The sequence below is a fragment of the Pseudonocardia sp. TRM90224 genome, assembly GCF_021245725.1.
GTDB lineage: Bacteria > Actinomycetota > Actinomycetes > Mycobacteriales > Pseudonocardiaceae > Pseudonocardia.
In genome coordinates this window covers 149,545-171,789 of sequence record NZ_JAJGSX010000003.1, presented here as the reverse complement: position 1 = coordinate 171,789, position 22,245 = coordinate 149,545, and the positions used below count along the sequence as shown (strand labels likewise).

At 71.3% G+C, this 22,245-nt stretch carries 21 protein-coding genes; 12 read left to right on the top strand and 9 right to left on the bottom strand.

Going from position 1 to position 22,245, the window contains the following annotated elements; genetic code table 11:
• Positions 1–95 precede the first annotated feature (95 nt).
• From LL648_RS05020 to LL648_RS04980, 9 genes are all read left to right on the top strand, one after another.
• On the top strand, positions 96–590 hold the full coding sequence (locus LL648_RS05020; protein ID WP_232661216.1) for an NUDIX hydrolase: 495 nt from the start codon (positions 96–98) through the stop codon (positions 588–590).
• On the top strand, positions 587–3,445 hold the full coding sequence (locus tag LL648_RS05015) for a DUF6049 family protein (protein ID WP_232661215.1): 2,859 nt from the start codon (positions 587–589) through the stop codon (positions 3,443–3,445). Before LL648_RS05020 ends, LL648_RS05015 begins: the two co-directional genes overlap by 4 nt.
• A gap of 56 nt (positions 3,446–3,501) precedes the next feature.
• On the top strand, positions 3,502–5,163 hold the full coding sequence (murJ, locus tag LL648_RS05010) for a murein biosynthesis integral membrane protein MurJ (RefSeq protein WP_232661214.1): 1,662 nt from the start codon (positions 3,502–3,504) through the stop codon (positions 5,161–5,163).
• A 129-nt stretch (positions 5,164–5,292) separates the two neighbouring features.
• Positions 5,293–6,858 (top strand): protein kinase family protein, encoded by a 1,566-nt coding sequence (locus tag LL648_RS05005; RefSeq protein ID WP_232661213.1) that lies wholly within the window; start codon positions 5,293–5,295, stop codon positions 6,856–6,858.
• Positions 6,859–6,920: 62 nt separating this feature from the next.
• The gene (gene sigM, locus LL648_RS05000) at positions 6,921–7,469 is read left to right on the top strand and encodes an RNA polymerase sigma factor SigM (RefSeq protein WP_232661212.1); all 549 of its coding nucleotides are present in this window, start codon (positions 6,921–6,923) and stop codon (positions 7,467–7,469) included.
• A complete protein-coding gene (locus LL648_RS04995) occupies positions 7,469–8,137 on the top strand; it encodes a hypothetical protein (RefSeq protein WP_232661211.1) in 669 nt (222 codons plus the stop codon). Before sigM ends, LL648_RS04995 begins: the two co-directional genes overlap by 1 nt.
• 115 nt (positions 8,138–8,252) lie before the next feature.
• Positions 8,253–9,251, top strand: coding sequence for a thioredoxin-disulfide reductase (gene trxB, locus LL648_RS04990; protein WP_232661210.1), 999 nt, complete (start codon positions 8,253–8,255; stop codon positions 9,249–9,251).
• Positions 9,252–9,280: 29 nt separating this feature from the next.
• Positions 9,281–9,607: a thioredoxin gene (trxA, locus tag LL648_RS04985; RefSeq protein WP_232661209.1), complete on the top strand. Its 327-nt coding sequence runs from the start codon at positions 9,281–9,283 to the stop codon at positions 9,605–9,607.
• Positions 9,608–9,776: 169 nt separating this feature from the next.
• Positions 9,777–10,934 carry an N-acetylmuramoyl-L-alanine amidase gene (locus tag LL648_RS04980; protein ID WP_232661208.1) on the top strand — a complete coding sequence of 386 codons (1,158 nt, stop codon included), beginning with the start codon at positions 9,777–9,779 and terminating at the stop codon, positions 10,932–10,934.
• A gap of 34 nt (positions 10,935–10,968) precedes the next feature.
• Here LL648_RS04980 and LL648_RS04975 read toward each other — a convergent pair whose 3' ends face one another.
• The gene (locus LL648_RS04975; RefSeq protein WP_374112005.1) at positions 10,969–11,646 is read right to left on the bottom strand and encodes a GNAT family N-acetyltransferase; all 678 of its coding nucleotides are present in this window, start codon (positions 11,644–11,646) and stop codon (positions 10,969–10,971) included.
• Positions 11,647–11,844: 198 nt separating this feature from the next.
• On the opposite strand from LL648_RS04975, the gene LL648_RS04970 reads away from it, so the two are divergent.
• Positions 11,845–13,161, top strand: coding sequence for an aminotransferase-like domain-containing protein (locus LL648_RS04970; protein ID WP_232661206.1), 1,317 nt, complete (start codon positions 11,845–11,847; stop codon positions 13,159–13,161).
• A 21-nt stretch (positions 13,162–13,182) separates the two neighbouring features.
• Positions 13,183–14,133, top strand: coding sequence for a D-alanine--D-alanine ligase family protein (locus tag LL648_RS04965; protein WP_232661205.1), 951 nt, complete (start codon positions 13,183–13,185; stop codon positions 14,131–14,133).
• A gap of 169 nt (positions 14,134–14,302) precedes the next feature.
• Here LL648_RS04965 and LL648_RS04960 read toward each other — a convergent pair whose 3' ends face one another.
• The 8 genes from LL648_RS04960 to rpmH all read right to left on the bottom strand — a co-directional run bounded on the left by LL648_RS04960 (position 14,303) and on the right by rpmH (position 19,391).
• On the bottom strand, positions 14,303–15,304 hold the full coding sequence (locus LL648_RS04960; RefSeq protein ID WP_232661204.1) for a ParB/RepB/Spo0J family partition protein: 1,002 nt from the start codon (positions 15,302–15,304) through the stop codon (positions 14,303–14,305).
• 5 nt (positions 15,305–15,309) lie between these two features.
• Positions 15,310–16,251: a ParA family protein gene (locus LL648_RS04955; protein WP_232661203.1), complete on the bottom strand. Its 942-nt coding sequence runs from the start codon at positions 16,249–16,251 to the stop codon at positions 15,310–15,312.
• A gap of 2 nt (positions 16,252–16,253) precedes the next feature.
• On the bottom strand, positions 16,254–16,925 hold the full coding sequence (rsmG, locus tag LL648_RS04950) for a 16S rRNA (guanine(527)-N(7))-methyltransferase RsmG (RefSeq protein ID WP_232661202.1): 672 nt from the start codon (positions 16,923–16,925) through the stop codon (positions 16,254–16,256).
• Positions 16,915–17,433, bottom strand: a complete 519-nt coding sequence (locus LL648_RS04945; RefSeq protein WP_232661201.1) for a Jag family protein — start codon at positions 17,431–17,433, stop codon at positions 16,915–16,917. The genes rsmG and LL648_RS04945 overlap by 11 nt, the downstream gene beginning before the upstream one ends.
• Before the next feature lie 91 nt (positions 17,434–17,524).
• Complete coding sequence (gene yidC / locus LL648_RS04940; RefSeq protein WP_232661200.1) at positions 17,525–18,589, bottom strand: membrane protein insertase YidC; 1,065 nt, start codon at positions 18,587–18,589, stop codon at positions 17,525–17,527.
• Entirely contained in the window at positions 18,583–18,873 is a 291-nt protein-coding gene (gene yidD / locus LL648_RS04935) for a membrane protein insertion efficiency factor YidD (RefSeq protein WP_374112004.1), read from the bottom strand. The genes yidC and yidD overlap by 7 nt, the downstream gene beginning before the upstream one ends.
• Positions 18,874–18,881: 8 nt before the next feature.
• The gene (gene rnpA / locus LL648_RS04930; RefSeq protein ID WP_232661198.1) at positions 18,882–19,238 is read right to left on the bottom strand and encodes a ribonuclease P protein component; all 357 of its coding nucleotides are present in this window, start codon (positions 19,236–19,238) and stop codon (positions 18,882–18,884) included.
• A 9-nt stretch (positions 19,239–19,247) separates the two neighbouring features.
• Positions 19,248–19,391, bottom strand: a complete 144-nt coding sequence (gene rpmH, locus LL648_RS04925) for a 50S ribosomal protein L34 (protein WP_232661197.1) — start codon at positions 19,389–19,391, stop codon at positions 19,248–19,250.
• Between the two features lie 457 nt (positions 19,392–19,848).
• On the opposite strand from rpmH, the gene dnaA reads away from it, so the two are divergent.
• Positions 19,849–21,477, top strand: a complete 1,629-nt coding sequence (gene dnaA, locus LL648_RS04920) for a chromosomal replication initiator protein DnaA (RefSeq protein ID WP_232661196.1) — start codon at positions 19,849–19,851, stop codon at positions 21,475–21,477.
• Positions 21,478–22,245: the final 768 nt, after the last annotated feature.

Genomic DNA, 22,245 nt, shown 5'->3' with positions numbered 1-22,245 from the left:
GCCTGGCGATCCCGGCGAGGGGTTTCGGACATGGAGATCATGGGCCGTCGGCGCGGTCCCGGCCGAGGTGGCCATCTCCTCGTTACCATCGCCACATGTCCACCTCCCGCGGCCGCTCGGGCGGGCGCCGCGCGGGCCGTCCCTCCGATCGTCGGCGACGGCTCCGCACCGTCGACGAGACGTCGGCCGGTGGACTCGTCGTCGACCACTCCTCCGGCACCGCAGCGATCATCGGACGGCTCGACCGGAGGGGCCGACTGCTCTGGTCGTTGCCCAAGGGCCACATCGAGGCTGGTGAGACGGCCGAGCAGGCGGCGGTGCGCGAGGTCGAGGAGGAGACCGGCATCATCGGGCGCGTGGTTGCACCACTGGGCACCATCGACTTCTGGTTCGTCGCCGAGGATCGCCGCGTGCACAAGACCGTCCACCACTTCCTCCTGCAGGCGCTCGGCGGGGAGCTCTCCGACTCCGACGTCGAGGTCTCCGAGGTCGCCTGGGTGCCGCTCGACGAGCTCGAGTCGCGGTTGGCGTACGCGGACGAGCGCAGGTTGATCAGGCGGGCCACCGAGCTGCTGGAGGAGACGGCGTGAAGGCGGTCGCGACCATGGTCGCGATCACGGTGATCGTCCTGACGGGCCTCCTGGGCCCGGCACCCACGGCGGCGGGCCAGCCAGGACCGGCCCAGGCAGGACCGGCCCAGACCCCGGAGGCCGGGGGGCCGCTCAAGCTGGAGCTCACGGACATGGCACCGCGGATCGTCACCTCCGACGGGCCGGCGACCCTGACCGTCGCCGGCACGGTGACCAACGTCGGACCCACGCGCGTCAACGATCTTGTGGTCAGGGTGCAGCGCGGCCTGCCGATCGCCACGGAGGGCGGTATCCGCGACGGGCTCGACGGCAACGCCCCGACCGACGCCGTGCAGCCCCAGTTCCAGCCGCTCGCCAGCAGCCTCGGTCCCGGCGAGCAGGCGCCGCTGCGGCTGACCGTCCCGCTGCAGGGTCTCCAGGAGCAAGGGCTCGCGCTGAGCGAGACCGGCGTCTACGAGCTGCTCGTCAACGTCAACGGGGTGCCGGAGGGCGGGCTGCGCGCCCGGCTCGCCGCCATGCGGATGCTGCTGCCCGTGCTCTCGCTCCCGCAGGGACGCGACCCGGCCCGCCAGGCGACCCCGCGTCCGTTCGCGCTGCTCTACCCGATCACCGAGCGCCCGCACCGGGTGTCCACGGTGCCGCCGGAGCAGACGCTGCTGACCGACGACGAGCTGGCCACGTCGTTCGCCACCGGTGGCCGGCTCGACGGGGTTGTCTCCGCGCTCGCCGAGCAGGCGCCCGTCGGGTCGCAGGCCCGCGCCGCGACCTGCCTCGCCGTCGACCCGGACCTCGTCGAGACCGCGTCGCAGATGAGCGCCGGCTACCGGTTCCTCAACGCCGACCGGACGCCGGTGCAGGGCGCCGGCGCCGAGGCCGCCCGGCTGTGGCTCGAACGGCTGCGGGCGGTCGCGCAGGGCGGCTGCGTCATCGCGCTCCCGTACGCCGACGCCGACCTGGTCGCGCTGACCAGGGGCGGGATGGCCGACCAGGCCACACTCGCGATCAAGGAAGCGCGCACGCTGCTGACCGAGCTGCTTGCGGTGCGGCCGGTGCCGGACCTCATATGGCCCGCCGACGGGGTGCTGGACGGCCCGACGTTCGACCTCACAGGGGCCGCCGACGGCGGCAAGCTGGTGCTCACCGCCGACGCCGTCGAGCAGGGCCGGACGAAGCGCAGCACCGGCGTCGTGCCGGTGGCCGGCCGGTCGCCGCAGGTGGCTGTGCTCACCGACCCGCTGATGGAGCGCGCGGTGCGCGGCCCCCGGGCCGCGCCGGTCGACACCGGGATCGGGAGCGCCGCACCGACCAGCACCCCCGCCGGCACCCCGACCGCGCTCTCGACGCAGGACGTGATCGGCGTGCTCGCCTTCCGGGCGGGTGCGGCCGACCCGGCCGGTGAGGCGCCGCTCGTGCTCGCCCCTCCACACCAGTGGACGGTCGACGGCACCGGGGCCCGCGCCCTGCTGACGGCCGTCGACCAGTACATCGGCTCCGGGATGCTGGCTCCGCGCAACATCGGGACGGTGCTGGCCGACGCGCCGCCCGGCACCGCGCGGCCGGTGGCGTACCCGCTTAGCGCGCAGTCCGACGAGATCCCGGGCGACGTCGTGCAGCGGCTGCGCAGCGCGGCGGCCGACCTCGTCGACCTTCGCTCGGCCGTCGAGCCGGAGCCCTCGATCGGCATCGGTCCCGACGCGGTGTTCGACCCGCTCCGCCGCGGCCTGATGCGGCCGGTCTCCGCGGCCTGGCGTGGTCAAGCGGACCTGGCTCGCAGGGCGGCGGAGGCGGCGTTCACCCGGGTCAGCGATCTACGGGCAACCATTCGGGTTGTCGAGCCGCCGAGCCCCTACTCCCTCGGCACGGCCGACGCTCCGCTGCCGCTGACGGTCGCCAACGGCCTGCCGCTCGCCGTCCGTGTGCGGATCGAGATCGCCAGCACCTCGGGGCTGAAGGTGGCCCCGATCGAGGAGCAACACATCAATCCGTTCGGCCGCCGTCAGGTCTCCGTGAACGCTCAGGTCACCCGATCGGGCCAGTTCACGGTGGACGCCGCGGTGCGCACACCCGACGGCGGACTGCTCGGTCCGCCCAGCCGCCTTCGCGTCCTCTCCACCGCTTACGGCACCATCACCGTGTGGCTGACGGCGAGCGCGGGGGTCCTGCTCGTAGTGCTGGCCGCCCGCAGGATCCTGCGCAGGATCCGCGGCGAACCGGGGAGACGCCAGCTCCGCGACGCCAAGGACCCCCTCCCGGAGGTCAGCACGGCGGACCAGCCGACGGACGCGGTGCCGGTCCCGACCCCCGTGGCCCCGCTCGACCACCAGCCCACGGCGGAGCCGGACCCGCCGGCCCAGGACCCGCCGGCCCAGGACAGGGAGGACCAGGACAAGCCGGCCCAGGACAAGGAGGGCCAGGACAAGCCGGCCCAGGACAAGGAGGGCCAGGAGCCCCCGGCCGGCGTCCGCCCGTCCCCGGGCCCCCGCCGCCCGGCCCCTACCCCGCAGGACCGCCCCGACGGCAGCCCCCGCCCGGCTGGCAAGGACCCCCTCCCGGCGGCCGTCAAGGTCCCCCAGGTCAGCCTGGCCAGCCCGGTCCACCAGGCCAGCCCAATCCACCAGGCCAGTTCGACCGACGGCCCGTCGACCCCAGAGCCCCTCGTCGGCAAGGCCCCGGCGGTCCCGGTGGCCCCGGTGCTCCGCCCCACGCCGACCCCGCGAACCAACGGCGCAGGCCGCCGCCCGACCCCGGTCCCCCGGGAGCGCGCGGCGACCGACCCCCTGCCCGCGGCGGGTTCGAACCGCCCGGACGGGCCCGACAGCCCATCTGGGCCCCCGCGCTCGGAACCGCCGAGCTAGGCGACACCACGATCATCCGGCCGGAGTGGCTCCAGCCGGGGCCGCCCGCCGAGGCGATGACCGAGTTCATCCCGGTCATCAGGGAGCCGGAGCGCTCGGTAGGACGGTCGGGCGGGCTGGTGGCCATCGCCAGCCTGGTCAGCCGGATCACCGGGTTCCTGCGGCAGGTCATGCTGGTCACCGTCCTCACGTTGGGCGTGGTGAACAGCTCCTACACCGTGGCGAACACGCTGCCGCTGATCGTCTACGAGCTGCTCATCGGCGGCGTGCTGACGAGCGTCATGGTGCCGCTCCTTGTGCGCGCGCAGGCCGAGGACGAGGACGGCGGGGAGGCGTACACCCGCCGGCTGATCACCTTGACGGCCATGTTGTTGCTGCTGGCCACGGCGCTGGCGATGCTGGCCGCACCGCTGCTGACCGCCCTCTACCTGGGCGGGGAGACGACCGCGACGGCCAATCCCGACCTGGCGACGGCGTTCTCCTACCTCCTGCTCCCGCAGATCTTCTTCTTCGGCCTGGGCGCATTGCTCGGCGCGATCCTGAACAGCCGGGGAGCGTTCGGCGCCTTCGCGTGGGCGCCGGTGCTGAACAACGTCGTGGTGATCGGGGTGCTGCTCGTCTTCGCGATGCTGCCGGGCGAGATCAGCCTCGATCCCGCGCGGATGGGCGGGCCGAAGCTGCTGGTCCTCGGCCTGGGCACCACGCTGGGCATCATCGTGCAGGCCTCCGTGCTGCTGCCGGCGATCCACCGCCTCGGGATCAACTTCAAGCCGCTGTTCGGCTGGGACCCCCGCTTCGCGAAGGCGGGCGGCCTCGCGGTGTGGGCGATCGTCTACGTGCTGATCGGGCAGGCCGGGCTGATCGTGCTGACGCGCGTGGCCTCGGCCTCCGACGGCGCGGGTGTGGCGATCTACACGAACACCTGGCTGCTGCTGCAGGTCCCGTACGGCGTGCTCGGGGTGTCGCTGCTCACGGTGCTGATGCCGCGGATGAGCCGCGCGGCGGTCGACGGGCGGTCCGCCGACGTCGTCGACGACCTCTCGCTCGGCAGCAGGCTGCTCACCGTCGCACTGATCCCGATATCGGTGCTGCTCACGGTGTTCGGCACGCAGATCGGGGTGGCGCTGTTCGGGCTGCGGGCCGCGAACCTCGACGGCGCGACCCAGCTCGGCACCGCGTTGGCCGTCTCGGCGTTCGGGCTGCTGCCGTACGCGATCACGATGCTGCAGCTGCGGGTGTTCTACGCGATGACCGACAGCCGCACGCCGACGATGATCCAGCTGTTCACCGTGGCGGTGAAGATTCCGCTGATGCTGGCGTGCCCGGCGCTGCTACCGCGCGAGGACGTCGTGCTCGGGCTGGTCGCGGCGAACTCGGCGTCGTTCATCGCAGGCGCGGTGCTCGGACAGGTGCTGCTACGCAGGCGGCTCGGTCCGGTTCCGACGGGTGCCGTGCTCAGCACGATCGGGCGAGCGCTGGTCGCGTCGCTACTGGCTGTGCTGCTCGCGCGGGGCGCCGTCGCGTTGCTCGGCGGCCCGCTCGGCGGACTCTCCCCACTCGCGCGATCATGGATCGAGCTGGTCGTGGCGGCGATCATCACGCTTCCGGTCGCCGTGGCGGGCATGAGACTGCTCCGACTGAGGGAGCTGGACCCGGTGTTGAAACGACTCGAACGGCTCGTCGACCGGGGGAAACCTCGGCGTGGGGGTGCGGGCTGACGTAGGCTCGCCCTGGCGCTCCGAGATACGGGGGAGGTACGCGTGAGTGAGCTGGCGAGCCCGCCGTCAGGGGCTGCAACGCCGCCACGCCCTTTTGCGCGCCCTCCGGCGCCTGCCTCGAACGGTGCGGTGCCGGAACAGAAACGCAACGACCACTCCGTCCCTAGCGGAACGGCGACGGGAACCCTGCTCTCCGGCCGCTACCAGCTCCAGACCAGGGTCGGGTCCGACACCGCCGCAGGCGCGGAGTTCTGGCGCGCACTCGACACCGTCCTGCAGCGTGAGGTCGCGGTCACCGTCCTGCGCAAGCTCGGCCCCGAGGCCGGCGCGATCGGCGGTGAGGACGACCCCACCGGTCCCGCGCGGGCCGGCGAGATGGTCGTGCGCGCACTGCGTTCCGGCAGCTTCGAGCACACCGGCTGCTCCCGGCTCCTCGACGTGCTCGCCCCTGGTACGACCGGTGTCCCGGCCGACGTGCTCGGCGCCGCCGTCACGGAGTGGGTGCCGGGCCGGAGCCTCGCCGAGACCGTCTCCGACGGGCTGATCAAGCCGCTCGCCGCCGCCCGCGCGCTGATCCCGCTGGCCGCCGCCGCGGAGGAGGCGCACCGGCACGGGCTCGTGCTCGGTTGCGACCACCCGCAGCGGGTCCGGGTCACCCCCGACGGGCGGGCTCAGCTGTGCTTCGCGCTGCCCCGGCCCGACGTCGAGCCCGCCGACGACGTGCGCGGGCTCGGCGCGGTGCTCTACACCCTGCTCACCTCGCAGTGGCCGCTCTCGGCCGCCGATGCCGCCCGGGCCGGGCTGGCCGCGGCGGAGCGCACGGCGACGGGGGAGCCGACCCTGCCGTCGCGGCACCGCCCGGGAGTCCCCGTCGAGCTCGACACGCTGGCCACCGGGACCCTCGGCACCACCGAGTCGGCAGGCCACGTGCACACCGCGGCCGCGGTGCACCGGCTGCTGACCGAGGTCGTCGAGGAGGACGACAAGGTGGCGCTCTTCCCGCCTGCGCACGACGGCGTCCCGCCGGCGCCCGACGACGTATGGCAGGACCGCTCGCGGGCCGTGCCGCGCGCCGACCCGGAGCGCAAGCGCAAGATGATGATCGCGCTGGTCAGCCTCGGCTCCGCGGTGCTGATCGCGCTGGGCTTCGTCGCGATCCAGCTCGGCGCGGCCTTCTCCGACGGCGGCGGGCCGCACATCGTGGTCGGGTCCCCTCCCGTCGCGCCGTCCGACGCACCTCCGGAGGCGGGCCCCGCCCGCGACGGCCAGGTCGCCGTGGCGGCGGTCGACGTCTACGACACGGTGGGCGATCGCGACAACGCGGGCCGGATCGGCCGTGTCGTCGACGGTGATCCGGCCACCGGGTGGCGCACGTTCGTCTACAACCAGCAGTTCCCCGCGCTCAAGCCGGGCGTCGGCATCATGATGTCGTTCGCGTCGGCCGTGCAGCTCGCCGAGCTGAGCATCGAGTCGCCGACCCCGGGAACGGTCGTGGAGATCCGCTCGGCGACGGCGGCCGACACCGAGTTCGCCGACACCGTCCCGATCACGACCGCGACCCTGCGCAGGGGCGTCACGACGATCTCGCTCGCGGGCAGCCAACCGGTCAACCACGTGCTCGTGTGGATCAAGAAGTTGGGCGACGGGAACGTCTCGGAGATCAACGAGGTCCAGTTCCGGCGGGCCGGCGTTTAAGCGACGCTAGATCTTTTCTCGAACGCCCACGGGCGGGCGTCGCCCCGACCTACGCTTCCGGCGTGGTCGCTGGGGGATCCACCGATGCGGAGCTGCTGGCGGCTCACCTCGCGGGTGACCGCCACGCGTTCAGCACGCTCGTGGGTCGCTACACCGACCAGCTCTGGGGCGTCGCGGTGCGCACGCTCGCCCGCCACGACGACGCGGCCGACGTCGTGCAGGAGGCGCTCGTGGCGGCGTACCGGCGGGCCGCGAGCTACCGCGGCGACTCGACCGTCCGCACCTGGTTGCACCGGATCGTCGTCAACACCTGCATCGACCGCATCCGGTACGACGGGCTCCGGCGGACGGTCCCGCTGCCGGCTCCCGAGGTGCTCGCGGAGCGCGTCGATCATGAGTCGGAGCTGGTCACGCGGATGTCCGTCGACGCGGCGCTGGCCAGGTTGCCCGTCGAGCAGAGGGTGGCGGTGGTGCTCGTGGACGTGCAAGGGTGGCCGGTGGCCGACGCCGCGGTCGTTCTCGGCATCCCGGTGGGCACCGTGAAGAGCCGGTGCGCACGCGGCCGGGCCAAGCTCGCGGTGCTGCTGGGGCACCTTCGGGAGGAGGTCTGATGCCGGCGGATCCACCCGAAGGTACGTCACCCGAACGGCCCAACCTGCGCCTTCTGGCGGATTTTGATGCGGGCATCGTCACAGCCGACAACGCGGCCGAGGCGCTGACCCACCCAGGAGCCGGCGAGGTGCTGCGGGCGCTCGCGACGACGAGGGCCGAGCTCGCCGGTCACTCTGCGCCACCGGTGCCGCCGTCGGCGATCGCGGCTTGGAACTCGGCGCTCACCGCCGAGTCCGGACAATCCGAGCGATCCGATCGAACCTCGCTCTCCCTCTCGCTCCGGCGGCGTCGGCGCATCCCGCGTCCGGCGCTTGCCGCGGCCGCGCTCCTGATCGCACTGCTCGGCGCCGCGGAGTTGATCCCGCAGCCGGCCATGGTGACGTTGCCGCAGCTCGCGACCGTCGCGATGGACACGATCGGCACCAGGGACGCCGGCGGCCTCGACGACCCGACCCGGCGTGCCGGGTGCCTGCGCGCCGTCCGTCCCGGTTCGGTCGACCCGGCGGTGGCGCTGCTCGGCGCGCGGCACGTGGAGTACGAGGGCCGGCCCGGCGTGCTGATGGTGCTCGCAACCGGGCGGTTGGGCTCGTTCCACGTGGTGGTCGTCGACCCGGGATGCGGCCCGGAGGGTGGCACGCTGCTGGGTTACGTGCTCGCCGGCCGGTGACCGTCCGTCGCAGGCAGACTGGTGGTGACCGGGCCCACCCGCCCGGTTCGTGGCGGAATGCCGGTCACTGGGATCGTGTTGTAGGGCTCGGACGGCAACGAGGGAGGCGCGACCAGTGACCACCGACGAGGTGCGTGAACTGATCATCATCGGGTCAGGGCCGGCGGGCTACACCGCCGCGGTGTACGCAGCGCGTGCGCAGCTGCGGCCGTTGGTGTTCGAAGGCACCCAGTTCGGTGGTGCGCTGATGACCACCACGGAGGTCGAGAACTACCCCGGCTTCACCGACGGGATCATGGGTCCCGAGCTGATGGAGCAGATGCGCGGGCAGGCGATCCGGTTCGGCGCCGAGCTGCGTGCCGAGGACGTCGAGGAGGTCTCGCTCGAGGGCGAGATCAAGACCGTCCTGGCGAACGGGGTGACCTACCGCGCCCGCGCGGTCGTCCTCGCGATGGGCGCCGCTGCGCGTTACCTGCACGTCCCCGGCGAGCAGCTGCTGCTCGGGCGGGGCGTCTCGGCCTGTGCCACCTGTGACGGCTTCTTCTTCCGCGACCAGGACATCGCCGTCGTCGGCGGCGGCGACTCCGCGATGGAGGAGGCGACGTTCCTCACCCGGTTCGCCCGCTCCGTGACGATCGTGCACCGGCGCGACGAGTTCCGCGCCTCGCGGATCATGATCGACCGTGCGAAGAACGACCCGAAGATCCGTTGGGCGACCAACGCCGAGGTCGTCGAGGTGCTCGGGGAGAAGAGCGTCAGCGGTCTGCGCCTTCGCGACACCCGCACCGGCGAGGAGCGCACGCTCGATGTGACGGCGATGTTCGTCGCGATCGGCCACGACCCGCGCAGCACCCTCGTCAAGGACGTGCTGGAGACCGACGACTCGGGCTACGTGAAGGTCGCATCGCCCAGCACGTACACCGCGCTGCCCGGCGTGTTCGCCTGTGGCGACCTCGTCGACCACACCTACCGGCAGGCCGTCACGGCGGCGGGCTCGGGATGTTCGGCCGCCATCGACGCGGAGCGTTGGCTCGCCGAGGCGCCGATCCCGAGCGAGCTCGTCGGCGGCGGCTACGGCACCTCAGCAGAGCAGGTCGCGGCCGTCAGCGGCTGATCACCACCAGAGAAAGAGAGATCCCACCCATGGCCAACACGGTCAACGTCACCGACGCGTCGTTCGACGCCGACGTACTGAAGAGCAACAAGACCGTGGTCGTCGACTTCTGGGCGACCTGGTGCGGCCCGTGCAAGATGGTGGCTCCGGTCCTCGACGAGATCGCGGGCGAGCACAGCGACAAGCTCACCGTCGCGAAGCTCGACGTCGACCAGAACCAGGTCACGGCGACGGCGTACAACGTCATGTCCATCCCGACGCTGATCGTCTTCAAGGACGGTCGGCCGGTGAAGCAGATCGTCGGCGCCAAGCCGAAGGCCGCTCTGCTTTCGGATCTGGCCGACTACATCGCCTGATAGACGCTGCTTGTGCCCCGTGCCGCATTTGCCGGCGCGGGGCACTCGCCTATCACGAGCCGAACACGCCCGGACACGCCCCGCTGTCCCCCACTCGGGGAGCGGCAAGGCAGAATGGCGTCCGGCCGACACCAGCCGGCGGCCGCGACGACGGACAAGCGAGGGGTGCATGCAGCTGCTGCGCCGAGGTGACAGCGGTACGGCGATCGTCGAGATCAGGGCGATGCTGCAACAGTTCGGCCTACTGCCTGCCACGAGTTCCCCCTCCGTCGACGACCACTTCGACGGCGAGGTCGAGCACGCCGTCCGCTCGTTCCAGCAGCAGCGCGGCCTGATCACCGACGGGATCGTCGGCCCCTCGACCTACCGCGCGCTGCGTGATGCCGGCTGGAAGCTCGGCGACCGCATGCTGGCGTTGATGATCTCCGCGCCGATGAGCGGCGACGACGTCGTCGCGCTGCAGGAGCGTTTGCTGGAGCTCGGGTACGACCCCGGACGCCCCGGCGGCGTCTTCGACGAGCAGACCGAGCGCGCCCTGCGCCGATTCCAGCGCGAGTACGGGCTCGTGCCCGACGGCCTGTGCGGCCCGGCGACGCTCCGGTCGCTGCGCCAGCTGGGCCGCAAGGTCACCGGCGGCCGCCCGCACCTGATGCGCGAGCAGGAGCTGCTGCGCCAGGCCGGTCCGCGGCTGCGCGGCAAGCGGATCGTCGTCGACCCCGGGCACGGCGGCGCCGACCGCGGTGTGGTCGCCGCGGGCGTCGCCGAGGCCGACCTCATGTGGGACCTCGCCAGGCGGCTCGTCGGACGGATGGCCGCCACCGGCATGGACGCCATGCTCTCGCGGCAGGAGGACACCTGCCCGTCCGAGCCGGAGCGCGCGGCGTTCGCCAACAACGCGCGCGCCGATCTTGTGCTCTCGTTGCACACCGACGCGAACCGCAGCATGCACGCGGAAGGCCTCTCGACCTTCCACTTCGGCAACGGCTCCGGCGCCACCTCGACGGTGGGGGAGGCGCTCGCCGGGTTGATCCAGCGCGAGCTGCTCACCCGCACCGCGATGCGCGACTGCTGGAGCCAGGGCCGGACGTGGGAGCTGTTGCGGCTCACCCGGATGCCCACGGTGCGGGTCGAGGTCGGGTACCTCAGCCATCTCGGCGATCGGCGGCGGCTGCTCGACCCGGCGTTCCGCGATGTGCTCGCCGAAGGCATCGTGGTGGCTGTGAAGCGGCTTTACCTGCTCGGGCAGGACGATCAGCCCACCGGAACCTTCACTTTCTCCGATGTACTGGCCCGTGAGCTCGAAAGAGGCTCCGCGCAGGCAATGTGACCAGGTCGGTCGCGTTAGGCCGGCAGCGTGAAGATCAGAGCGCCCTGAGTTCGCCGTAGGAGGCGGATCGAGCCCGGCTCGGTACCTCCCCGAGCGGGACGGGCGACTGCATCGGAATCGTGATCGTGCCGAGCAACTGCTCCAGCGCGGCCTCGACGTCTTCCTTCCACGTCATCGCCGAACGCAGCTCCATCCGCAGCCGCGGCCACCGCGGGTGCGGACGGATCGTCTTGAACCCGACGCCGCGGAGGAAGTCGGCCGGGATGAGGCAGCCCGGCTCGCTGCCGGGGCGCTGCTCGCCGAACACCTCGATCGCCTTGACACCGCGCCGGGTGAGGTCGCGGACGACGGTCTGCGCCAGCATCCGCCCGAGGCCTTCGCCGGCGAACTCCGGCATCACCTGCATCGTCGTCAGCAGCACGGCGTCGGCGCTCACCGGGCCGGTCGGCATCTCGGCGGCCCGCGGCACGGCCGAGGGCGGCGCGTAGATCACGTAGCCGGCGGGGGCGCCACGCATGTAGGCGACGCGGCCGCACGAGCCCCACTCGAGGAGCACCTCGGAGACCCAGGCCTCCTTCTCGAGCTCGGTCGAGCCGAACTCCGCCGCCTGCTCACCGAGCTGCGACGAGAGCTCCCAGAAAACGCAGCGCCTGCACCTTTTGGGCAAATCGTCCAAGTTGTCCAGAGTGAGCGCCGCCACGTGCCACGACAAGTGCAACCTCCGGCGGCTGGACACGACCCCGTACGCCGCCGCCATCGCGCCGACCTCCCGACGATAGATCGATCCAGCGCCGATTGACACCCATCCTGCTGCGACCGGCGTCTCACCTACGACGAAGGGCAGTTTCTTCCTCCTTCCTGGTTACACTCGATCGGACCTCTCCCCCTCCCGTACCTGCAGGAGATCCGCGTGACCGAGCCGGTCCGTCCGCATTCGTCAGCGATCAGGAAGCCCACGGAGCGGTTCGCTGCCCGTACCGCAGGCATGACGGCATCGGAGATCCGGGCGCTCTTCGCGGTAGCCAGTAGGCCTGAGGTCGTCTCGCTCGCGGGTGGGATGCCGAACCTCGCCGCACTGCCGCTCGACGAGCTCAGCGCGGAGGTCGGCGACCTCGTCGCCCGCGACGGGCTCGTGGCGCTGCAGTACGGATCGGCGCAGGGGATGCCCGCTCTGCGCGAGCAGATCTGCGAGGTGATGGCGCTCGAAGGCATCCGGGCCGACCCGGATGACGTCGTCGTCACCGTCGGGTCGCAGATGGCGCTCGACCTCGTCACCCGGATCTTCTGCGACCCCGGCGACGTCGTGCTCGCCGAGGGGCCGTCGTACGTCGGCGCGCTCGGGAGCTTCGCCGCGTACCAGGCGCGGGTCGTGCACGTGGCGATGGACGAGCACGGGCTCGTCCCCGACCTCCTGCGTGCGGCGCTCCGTTCGCTGGCGGCGCAGGGGATCACCCCCAAGCTCCTCTACACGATCCCGACCTTCCACAACCCCGCCGGCGTCACGCTCACGGTCGAGCGCCGCACGGAGGTGCTCGAGATCTGCGCGCAGTACGGCGTGTGCGTCGTCGAGGACAACCCGTACGGCTTGCTCGGCTTCTCCGGCCGGATCTACCCGGCGCTGCGGTCGATGGACCGCGGTGTCGTGTACCTCGGTTCGTTCTCGAAGACGTTCGCGTCGGGGCTGCGGGTCGGCTGGGCGCTCGCTCCGCCTGCCGTCCGCGATCGGCTCGTGCTCGCCGCGGAGTCGGCGACGCTGAGCCCGCCCAACCTGAACCAGATGATCGTCTCGCGCTACCTCGCCGGGCACGACTGGCGCGGCCAGATCAAGACGTTCACGGAGATGTACCGCGACCGGCGCGACGCGATGCTGCGCGCGCTGGAGACGTATCTCCCCGAAGGTTTCACGTGGAACATCCCCGACGGCGGCTTCTACGTCTGGCTGGACGTGCCCGAGGGGATCGACACGAAGGCGATGCTCCCGCGCGCCGTCACTGCTCGGGTCGCGTACGCGTCGGGCACCGGCTTCTACGCCGACGGGTTCGGCAGCCGGCAGCTGCGACTCTCGTACTGCTACCCGACCCCGGAGCGGATCACCGAAGGCGTGCGCCGGTTGGCGAGCGTGCTGGAGGCGGAGCTCGACGTGTTGAGGACGTTCGGTGCACCCGCCCGGCCGACGCTCGGCACGACCCGGAGCGGGCCGCAGACCCCGTCGCCGCACACTCCCTGACGGCGCCGGAGAATGCCGCACGTGAGCGAACGAACGGTTGCGGTACTGGCGGGCGGGCTGTCGCACGAGCGGGAGGTGTCGCTCCGATCCGGGCGACGGCTGGCCACCGCGCTCCGCGCGACGGGCGTCGACGTCCACGAGTGGGACGTCGACGCAACGCTGCTCGAACGGCTGCGCACCGAGCCGCCGGAGGCGGTTGTCATCGCGCTGCACGGTGGGGAAGGGGAGAACGGCTCGGTGCAGGCCGTGCTGGAGCTCCTCGGCGTCCCGTTCGTCGGCGCCTCGGCCCGTGCGTGCCGGCAGGCGTGGGACAAGCCGACGGCCAAGGCGGAGTTCGCGCGCACCGGCCTGGACACGCCCGACTGGGTTGCGCTGCCGCACACGACGTTCCGCGCACTCGGTGCGCAGGCGGTGCTCGACGCGATGGTCGACCGGCTCGGCCTGCCGCTGATGCTCAAGCCCGACCAGGGCGGCTCGGCGCTCGGCGCCCAGGTGGTCCGCGAGCGCGCCGACCTCCCCGCCGCGATGGTCAGCTGCCTCGCCTACGCCGACACCGTCCTCGCGGAGCAGTTCATCGTCGGCACCGAGGTCGCCGTCTCCGTCGTCGAGCTCGACGACGAGCCGCACGTCCTGCCGCCGGTCGAGGTCGACGTCGCCGGCGGCGTCTACGACTACACCGCTCGCTACACGCCGGGCGCCGCGACGTTCCACTGCCCCGCCCGGCTCGACGCCGACGTGCTCAAGGTGGTGGAGGACGCCGCCCTCGCGGCGCACCGCCTGTTGGGTCTGCGGGACGTCTCGCGCACAGACGCGATCGTCGACGCGGACGGGCGGGTGCACGTCCTGGAGGTCGCCGTCTCTCCCGGTCTGACGGAGACCTCCCTGCTGCCGATCGCGGCTCGCACGGCGGGCACCGACATCGGCGCGATCTACGCTGCGCTCGTCGAGCGAGCGGTCGCACGTTTCACGTGAAACATCGGCGGGTCATGTTTCACGTGAAACATGGCCCGCCCGGGCAGAGGGCATGTTTCACGTGAAACATGTGCCTGCCCCCGACACGACGGAGCCCCATGTTTCACGTGAAACATGGGGCTCCGTGGTGACTGCCGGCCGATGTTCCACGTGAACATCGGCAAGTGGCTCAGCCGTCGTCTGCGGCGGCCTGCCGGTTCATCAGAGCGGCGATCCGCTCGAGGTCGTCGACCGACCCGAACTCGACGACGATCCGTCCCTTGCGCTGACCGAGCTCGACCTTCACCCGGGTGTCGAACTTGTCCGAGAGCCGCTCCGCCAGATCCTGGAGACCGGGTGCGAGCATCGGCCGGCGACGGGCCGGTTTGCTGGGGGAGGAGGGGGTCTCGCGCCGCAGCAGGACCACCGCCTCCTCGGTGGCGCGCACCGAGAGCCCTTCGGCGACGATCCGCTTCGCGAGATCCTCCTGCTGCCCGGCGTCCTCCAGCCCGAGCAGCGCGCGGGCGTGTCCGGCCGAGAGCACGTTCGCCGCGACCTTCCGCTGCACGGCCACCGGGAGCTTCAAGAGGCGGATCGTGTTCGTGACGACCGGACGGCTGCGACCGATCCTATCGGCCAGCTCCGACTGCGTGACGCCGAACTCCGAGAGCAGCTGCTGGTACGCGGCCGCCTCGTCGAGCGGGTTCAGCTGCACGCGGTGGATGTTCTCCAGCAGCGCGTCGCGCAGCATCGCGTCGTCGGTCGTGCTGCGGACGATGGCGGGGATCCGCTCGAGCCCAGCCCGCTGGGCGGCCCGCCACCGGCGCTCGCCCATGACGAGCTCGTACGAGCCGGGGGAGACCTCACGGACGACGATCGGCTGCAGGAGCCCGAACTCGCGGATCGAGTGGGTCAGCTCGGCGAGCGCATCCTCGTCGAACGTGGAGCGGGGCTGCTTCGCGTTGGGCTGGACGGAGGAGAGCGCGATCTCCCGCATCACGGCGCCGTCGATCGGCTCCGGCTCCGGACGCGAATCGGCTGCGCTCGCGCTCTCGCTGCGCAGCGGCCGGCGGGCCAGCGTCGGCGCGACGATCGGCGCTGCCGCCGGCGCGACGGCGCCGTCGCCCGCGGCGGGCCCGGTGGGGATGAGGGCCGCCAGCCCTCGACCGAGCCCACCCTTGCGTTCTGCCACGACCATCACCGTCCACCGCGATCAATCGGGATGCTCATGGCTGCACCGCGCTCGGCGATCTCACGGGCGGCGTCGACGTAGCTCATCGCCCCGCGCGAGCCGGGGTCGTAGGCGAGGATGGTCTGGCTGTATCCCGGTGCCTCTGACACCTTCACGCTCCTCGGGATCACCGTGCGGAGCACCGTGTGGTTGAAGTGGCTTCGGACCTCGTTGGTCACCTGGTCGGCGAGCTTGGTCCGGCCGTCGTACATCGTCAGCAGGATCGTCGAGACGTGCAGCGCCGTGTTGAGGTGCGAGCGCACGAGATCGATGTTGCTCAGCAGCTGCCCGAGCCCTTCCAGCGCGTAGTACTCGCACTGGATCGGGATGAGCACCTCGGACGCGGCGACGAGCGCGTTGACCGTCAGGAGCCCGAGCGACGGCGGGCAGTCGATGAAGACGTAGTCGACGTCGAGCTCTTCGAGCGCCTCAGGGGAGAGCGCCTGCAGGAGGCGGTTCTCCCGCGCGACCATGCTGACGAGCTCGATCTCCGCACCGGCGAGGTCGATCGTCGCCGGGACGCAGAGGAGGTTCGGGGAGGCGGTGCTCTGGACCGCCGCTCCGGAGAGCGGGATCTCGCCGAGCAGCGCCTCGTACACCGACGGGGTGCCGAGGCGGTGCTCGACCCCGAGCGCCGTGCTCGCGTTGCCCTGCGGGTCGAGATCGATCACCAGCGCCCGCACGCCGTGCATGGCGAGCGCGGCCGCGAGGTTCACCGTGCTCGTCGTCTTGCCCACGCCGCCCTTCTGGTTGGCGACGGTCAGGATCCGCCGGTGCGACGGCCTCGGCATCCGATGCCGATCGGGGTGGAGCACGCGGGCCGCGCGCTCCGCCTCCTCGGCGATGGGCGTCCAGTCGGGCTGCGATGTTTCACGTGAAACATCGTGCTCGGACACGTTGAAGGACACGCTCACCCTCTCTTCCGCCGCGCGCGGCTGGGCACGCGCTCGACGACGACCACCGTGCTCGGGGGATCGACGATCCCTGCGCCGCACCTCTCGATGCGTGGTTCACCGCCACCGAGGCGCTGAACCGTGGATGAATCGCGCGCAACCTCGTCCGGTGCGGATGCTCCCTTGATGGCGAGCATGACGCCCCCGGTGCGGAGGAAGGGCAGGCACCATCCGGCGAGCCGGTGCAGGGGCGCGACTGCTCGTGCGGTCACCACGTCGGCACCCTCCCATCGTCGCCGAACCGCCGACTCCTCGGCCCGTCCCCACTCGACCTGGACACTGAGATCGAGCGCGGCAACAACCTCCCGGAGCCACTCCACCCGGCGGGCGAGCGGCTCGATGAGGACGATGCCGATGTCCGACCGGGCCAGAGCTAACGGTATCCCGGGAAGGCCCGCTCCAGAGCCGACATCCACAAGTCGGGCACCATTCGGTACAAGTTCTGCGACGACCGCGCAGTTGAGGATGTGCCGGTCCCAGATCCGCGGCGCTTCGCGGGGGCCGATGAGCCCCCGCTCGACGCCGGAGGTCACAAGATGGTCGGCGAACTGCCGTGCGAGCGGCAGCCGATCGCCGAAGGCGGCGAGCGCCGCCTCCGACGGGAAGAGCGTCGTATCGTCAGGGCCCACGGAAGACGACGACCTGGCGGCGTGGCTCCTCGCCCTCGCTCTCGCTCGAGACGCCCTTGATCCGCGCGACCGCGTCGTGCACGACCTTGCGCTCGAACGGGGTCATCGGGCGGAGGCGGACCGACTCGCCGGAGCCGAGCACCTCCTTCGCCGTGCGGGTGCCGAGCTCGGTGAGCTCGTCGCGCCGCGACTGGCGCCAACCCGCGATGTCGAGCATCAGCCTGCTGCGGTTGCCCGACGCCTGCTGGACGGCGAGCCGGGTCAGCTCCTGGAGCGCCTCGAGCACGGCGCCGCGGTCGCCGACGAGCTTGTCGAGATCCTCGCCGCCGTCGATGCTGACGATCGCGCGGCCCGCCTCGACGTCGAGGTCGATGTCACCGTCGTAGTCGAGCACGTCGAGCAAGCGCTCGAGGTAGTCGCCTGCGATGTCGCCCTCCCGGACGAGCTGGTCCTCGGCGGTGCTGCTGGGGGCCGCCTGAGCTTCCCCGTCCTGTGCAGTCTTCGGCACGCTGCGTCTCCTCTCCCGAAACTCGTGCGGTGTGCGCCGAGGCGCGCACCGCAGGCGACCGCCGACGCAGGCGGCCGCAGGTGGCTCGTGGTCAGCGGCGCTTGCGGGAGCGGCGGGCAGGCGGGCGGGACCCGCCACCGCTGCGCGCTCCGGCGCCTGCCGTGCCGCCACCGGAGCCGTTGCTGGAACCGTTCGAGGACGCAGGACGCACCGGCTTGCGCGTGATGGGCTTCGCGCCGGGCGTCTTCGACTTCGGCTCGGGTTCCGGCTCGACGTTCTCCGGGCGGACGGGCTTCTGACCGGGCTTGGGTGCGCGGGCCTGCCGGGTGACGGCGGCCTCCTCACGCTTCACCGTCTCCTCGGAGTCGATCCTCCGGTAGACGACGTACTGCTGGCCGAGCGTCCACAGGTTGTTCGACACCCAGTACAGGAGCACCGCCAGCGGCAGGAAGGGCGCACCGACGACAACACCGATGGGGAAGATGTAGAGCATCAGCTTGTTCATGATCGCGGTCTGCGGGTTCTCACCCTGCGCCGCGGTCTGGCGGGCCACCGAGTGCCGTGCCGTGATGTGCGTGAAGATGCCGGCCGCGATCATCAGCGGGATCATCACGATGAGCATCTGCGGGATCGACGTGCCGGCGGCGCGCAGCGCCTCGTCACCCTGCACGACCCAGGAACCGAGCTTCGCGCCGAACAGGCTCGCGTCGTTGAACGAGTGGACGCCCGCCTGGTCGAAGAAGTAGTTCTCGGTGCGGATCGACCCGTCGCCGTTGCGGGGACCGAACTCGCGCAACACGTGGAAGAGGCCGATGAACACCGGGATCTGCACCAGCGCCGGCAGGCAGCCCATGACCGGGTTGACCCCGTGCTCGCGCTGCAGCCGCTGCATCTCGGCAGCTTGCTTCTGCCGGTCGTTGGCGTACTTCTTGCGAAGCTTCGCCATCTCCGGCTGGAATTCCTGCATCTTGCGCATCGAGCGCACCTGGATGACGAACGGCTTGTAGAGGATCGCCCGCAGGGTGAAGACGAGGAAGACGACGCTCAGCGTCCACGCGATGCCGCCGCCCCAGCCGCCGTCACCGAAGACCTTGCTGAACACCCAGTGCCAGCACCACAAGATGAAGGAGACCGGGTAATAGATGAAGTTCAGCACGGCGCTTGCTCCTCATGGGTGTCCTGGGCCGAGCGGGTGCTGGCGCCGCGCACCGGCGGCACCGGGTCGATGCCACCAGGGTGCCACGGCGCACATTTCGCAAGGCGCCGGACGGTGAGCCACGAACCGCGCAGCGGCCCGTGCACCTGCAGCGCCTCGACGGCATACGCGCTGCAGGTCGGGTAGAAGCGGCACGTCGGCGGCAGCGCGGGGGAGATCCAGCGCTGGTAGAAGCGCAACACCCCCACCAACGCCGCGGTGACGGCCGCGCGGATCGCGGTGATCACGCTCGTCATCGTGTGCCGAGCTTGCGCATTGCACCGCTCATCGCGGCGTCAAGATCGACCGCCAGCTCCGCGGAGGTGGCGGCGGCAGCCGGCGGCAGAGCGCGCACGACGAGCAGGCTCCCCGCGGGAAGCCGCTCGAGCCGTGGCGCGACGAGGTGGCGCAGCCTGCGTGTGACGCGATGGCGGACCACGGCACCTCCGACAGCCTTGCTCACGACGAATCCCGCACGAGCCGCGCCGTCATCACTTTCACTGGACCGATGCAGATGTACAACCAAGCGAGGTCGACCGCTTCGCAGGCCGCGCCGCATCACAGATGCGAACTCGTCCCGATGCGTGAGCCGGGACCCCGCCGGCAACACCGGCCCGGATCAGGCGGAGAGCCGCTCGCGGCCCTTGCCGCGGCGGGCAGCGAGGATCGCGCGCCCGGCGCGGGTGCGCATGCGCAGCCGGAACCCGTGCGTGCGCGCGCGGCGGCGGTTGTTCGGCTGGAAGGTGCGCTTGCCCTTGCTCACGGTCGGCTCTCCTGCCCGACGGCGGCGCTGGCCGGCCATCGGTGTTCATCATGCGGGTCTGCTGGACAGGTAATGCTGTATGTATTGCGGTGTGACACGGGTGCCCGCACGCGGACACGCTTGTCACCAGGGTACGCAGCCCCGCGAACGAGGGTCAAACCAGGTGCGCAAGGCCGTGTTCAGCGCCGCACACCTGATCTCTCCGGTGCATCTTGCCCGGTGTAGGTGACTTGTGGCAGGGGCCGGGGCTTGTTAGCGTCGCCAACTCGCCGCGCTTCTCGGGGGACCCGCGGCGCTCCCTCATCGAGGGCATCCCGGACCGCACGGGCCCGCACGAGTTCCACTCGGAGGGCCCGCGTAACGTCTTGCGCACAGGTGTGGACAAGTCTGGGGATGATCCGGCCCCGATGGGGGCATGGAGTGACCTTGAGGCGACGACCGGAGGGAGTGCCGACCGGTGGCCGACCAACCAGGTGATCTCGGACAGGTCTGGAACAGGGTCATCGCCGATCTCTCCGGCGCATCGGCCGGTTCCGGCGCCCAGACCCTCTCGCCGCAGCAGCGCGCGTTCCTCCGCCTGACCCGACCGCTCGGCCTCATCGACGGCACCGCGCTGCTCGCCGCACCTAGCGAGTTCGCGAAGGACGCGATCGAACGGATCCTGCGCAAGCCGATCAGCGACGCGCTCGGCCGCCACCTCGGCGTCACCGTCAACCTCGCGGTCGTCGTCGACGCCTCCGCCGCTTCCGGCGGCACCGTGGTGCCCGACGCCCCCGGCCACGAACCCGTCGGGAAGGCCGGGCCGACCAACGGGTCGTCCAACGGGCCAGGCAACGGACAGGTCGAATCGGAGCCCGTCGCGGAGCCGGTGCCGGCGGACGCCGCGCTCGACGGCGCGGGCCTGCCCGACACCGGGCCGCTCGCCATCACCGACTCCGGCGTGCACACCGAGCCGAGCTCCGACGCGCTCCGCAACGGGGGCGGCCGCGGGCCCGAGGTGTGGCCCACCTACTCCGGGCCCGCCGCCGGCGAGCAGGTGCAGCCGCGCTCGCAGACGAGGCTCAACGAGAAGTACACCTTCGACACCTTTGTCATAGGCGCGTCGAACAGGTTCAGCCACGCGGCGGCCGTAGCCGTCGCCGAGGCGCCGGCCCGCGCCTACAACCCGCTCTTCATCTGGGGCGACTCCGGTCTGGGCAAGACCCACCTCCTGCACGCGGTCGGGCACTACGCCCAGCGGCTCTTCCCGGGCATGCGGGTGCGGTACGTCTCGACCGAGGAGTTCACGAACGACTTCATCAACTCGCTGCGCGACGACCGCAAGGTCGCGTTCCAGCGGCGGTACCGCGACGTCGACGTGCTGCTCGTCGACGACATCCAGTTCCTGGAAGGGAAGGAAGGAACTCAGGAGGAGTTCTTCCATACCTTCAACACGCTGCACAACGCGAACAAGCAGATCGTCGTCTCCTCCGACCGACCGCCGAAGCGACTCGAGACGCTCGAGGACCGCATGCGCACCCGGTTCGAGTGGGGCCTCATCACCGACATCCAGCCGCCGGAGCTCGAGACGCGCATCGCGATCCTCCGCAAGAAGGCGGCCCAGGACCGGCTCGCCGTCCCCGGTGACGTACTGGAGTTCATCGCGGAGCGCATCGAGCGCAACATCCGCGAGCTCGAGGGCGCGCTCATCCGCGTCACCGCGTTCGCGTCGCTGAACCGCCAGCCGGTCGACACGCAGCTCGCCGAGATCGTGCTGCGCGACCTCATCCCCGATTCCGCGACGTCCGAGATCACCGCGCCGACGATCATGGCGGTCACCGCCGACTTCTTCGGCGTGACGATGGACGAGCTGTGCGGCCCCGGCAAGACGAAGGCGCTCGCGCAGTCGCGCCAGATCGCCATGTATCTGTGCCGCGAGCTGACCGACCTCTCCCTCCCGCGCATCGGGCAGACGTTCGGCGGCCGTGACCACACGACCGTCATGCACGCGGACAAGAAGATCCGCAACGAGATCGCGCAGCGGCGCAAGACCTTCGAGCAGGTGCAGGAGCTCACCGCGCGCATCAAGCAGCGCGCCCGCCACTGAGTCACCGCCCTGCCCCACCGCGCGACAGCTCCACCGCGCCACAGCCCGTCGAACTTCCCCACCGAAGTTCCCCACCGTTTTGCCTACTTGCACGCCCGCGGGCCCGTACAGGTTGGCAAAACGGTGGGGAAGTCTGCGTGTCGACGTCCGCGCGGGCCGCACGTCGGCGACGCCGAGCGGGCGGTCGGCGATGTCGCGCAAGCACATCCGGCGGTCCGCTGCCACTCGGCGCGCTCGACCGGGTGGTTCGGCGCTGCCGGATCCCGGTTGTCCACATGCCGGAGCCACTCGATGATCACGGAGAGTCCCCGGACATGTGCCAGGAGAGACATCAGTGAGTTGCGCGGCGGCACCCGCACGCCGTTCGGCCCTGGAAAGCGGGCACTCAGCGTTGGCGAGCGACCACGCTTCACCCACATCTGGGGACAACTCTGTGGATGGCCGTCCTCGGGCCGGTGGACGAACGGCTCCAGATCGGTGGACAACTCGCGAACAACTCGGGGACAACTCGGCCCGATCCGGACCCATCCACCGACGGCCCGATCCACCCACCGTTCATCCCATGGTTCCATCCACAGGACGCCACACCGCCCGACCTGCGGGTACGGGCTCCGTCCACACTGTCCACAGCCCCTGTTACTGCTTCTGGATCTCTCTTCTAGATGAACTACAAGAAGAACAACGGTGTGGATCCGGGGATCGAGGGTCGCCTCATCGAGAGGCACCGGCCCACGTGACACCCGCTCGTCGGAGGCTCTACGGTGGTTG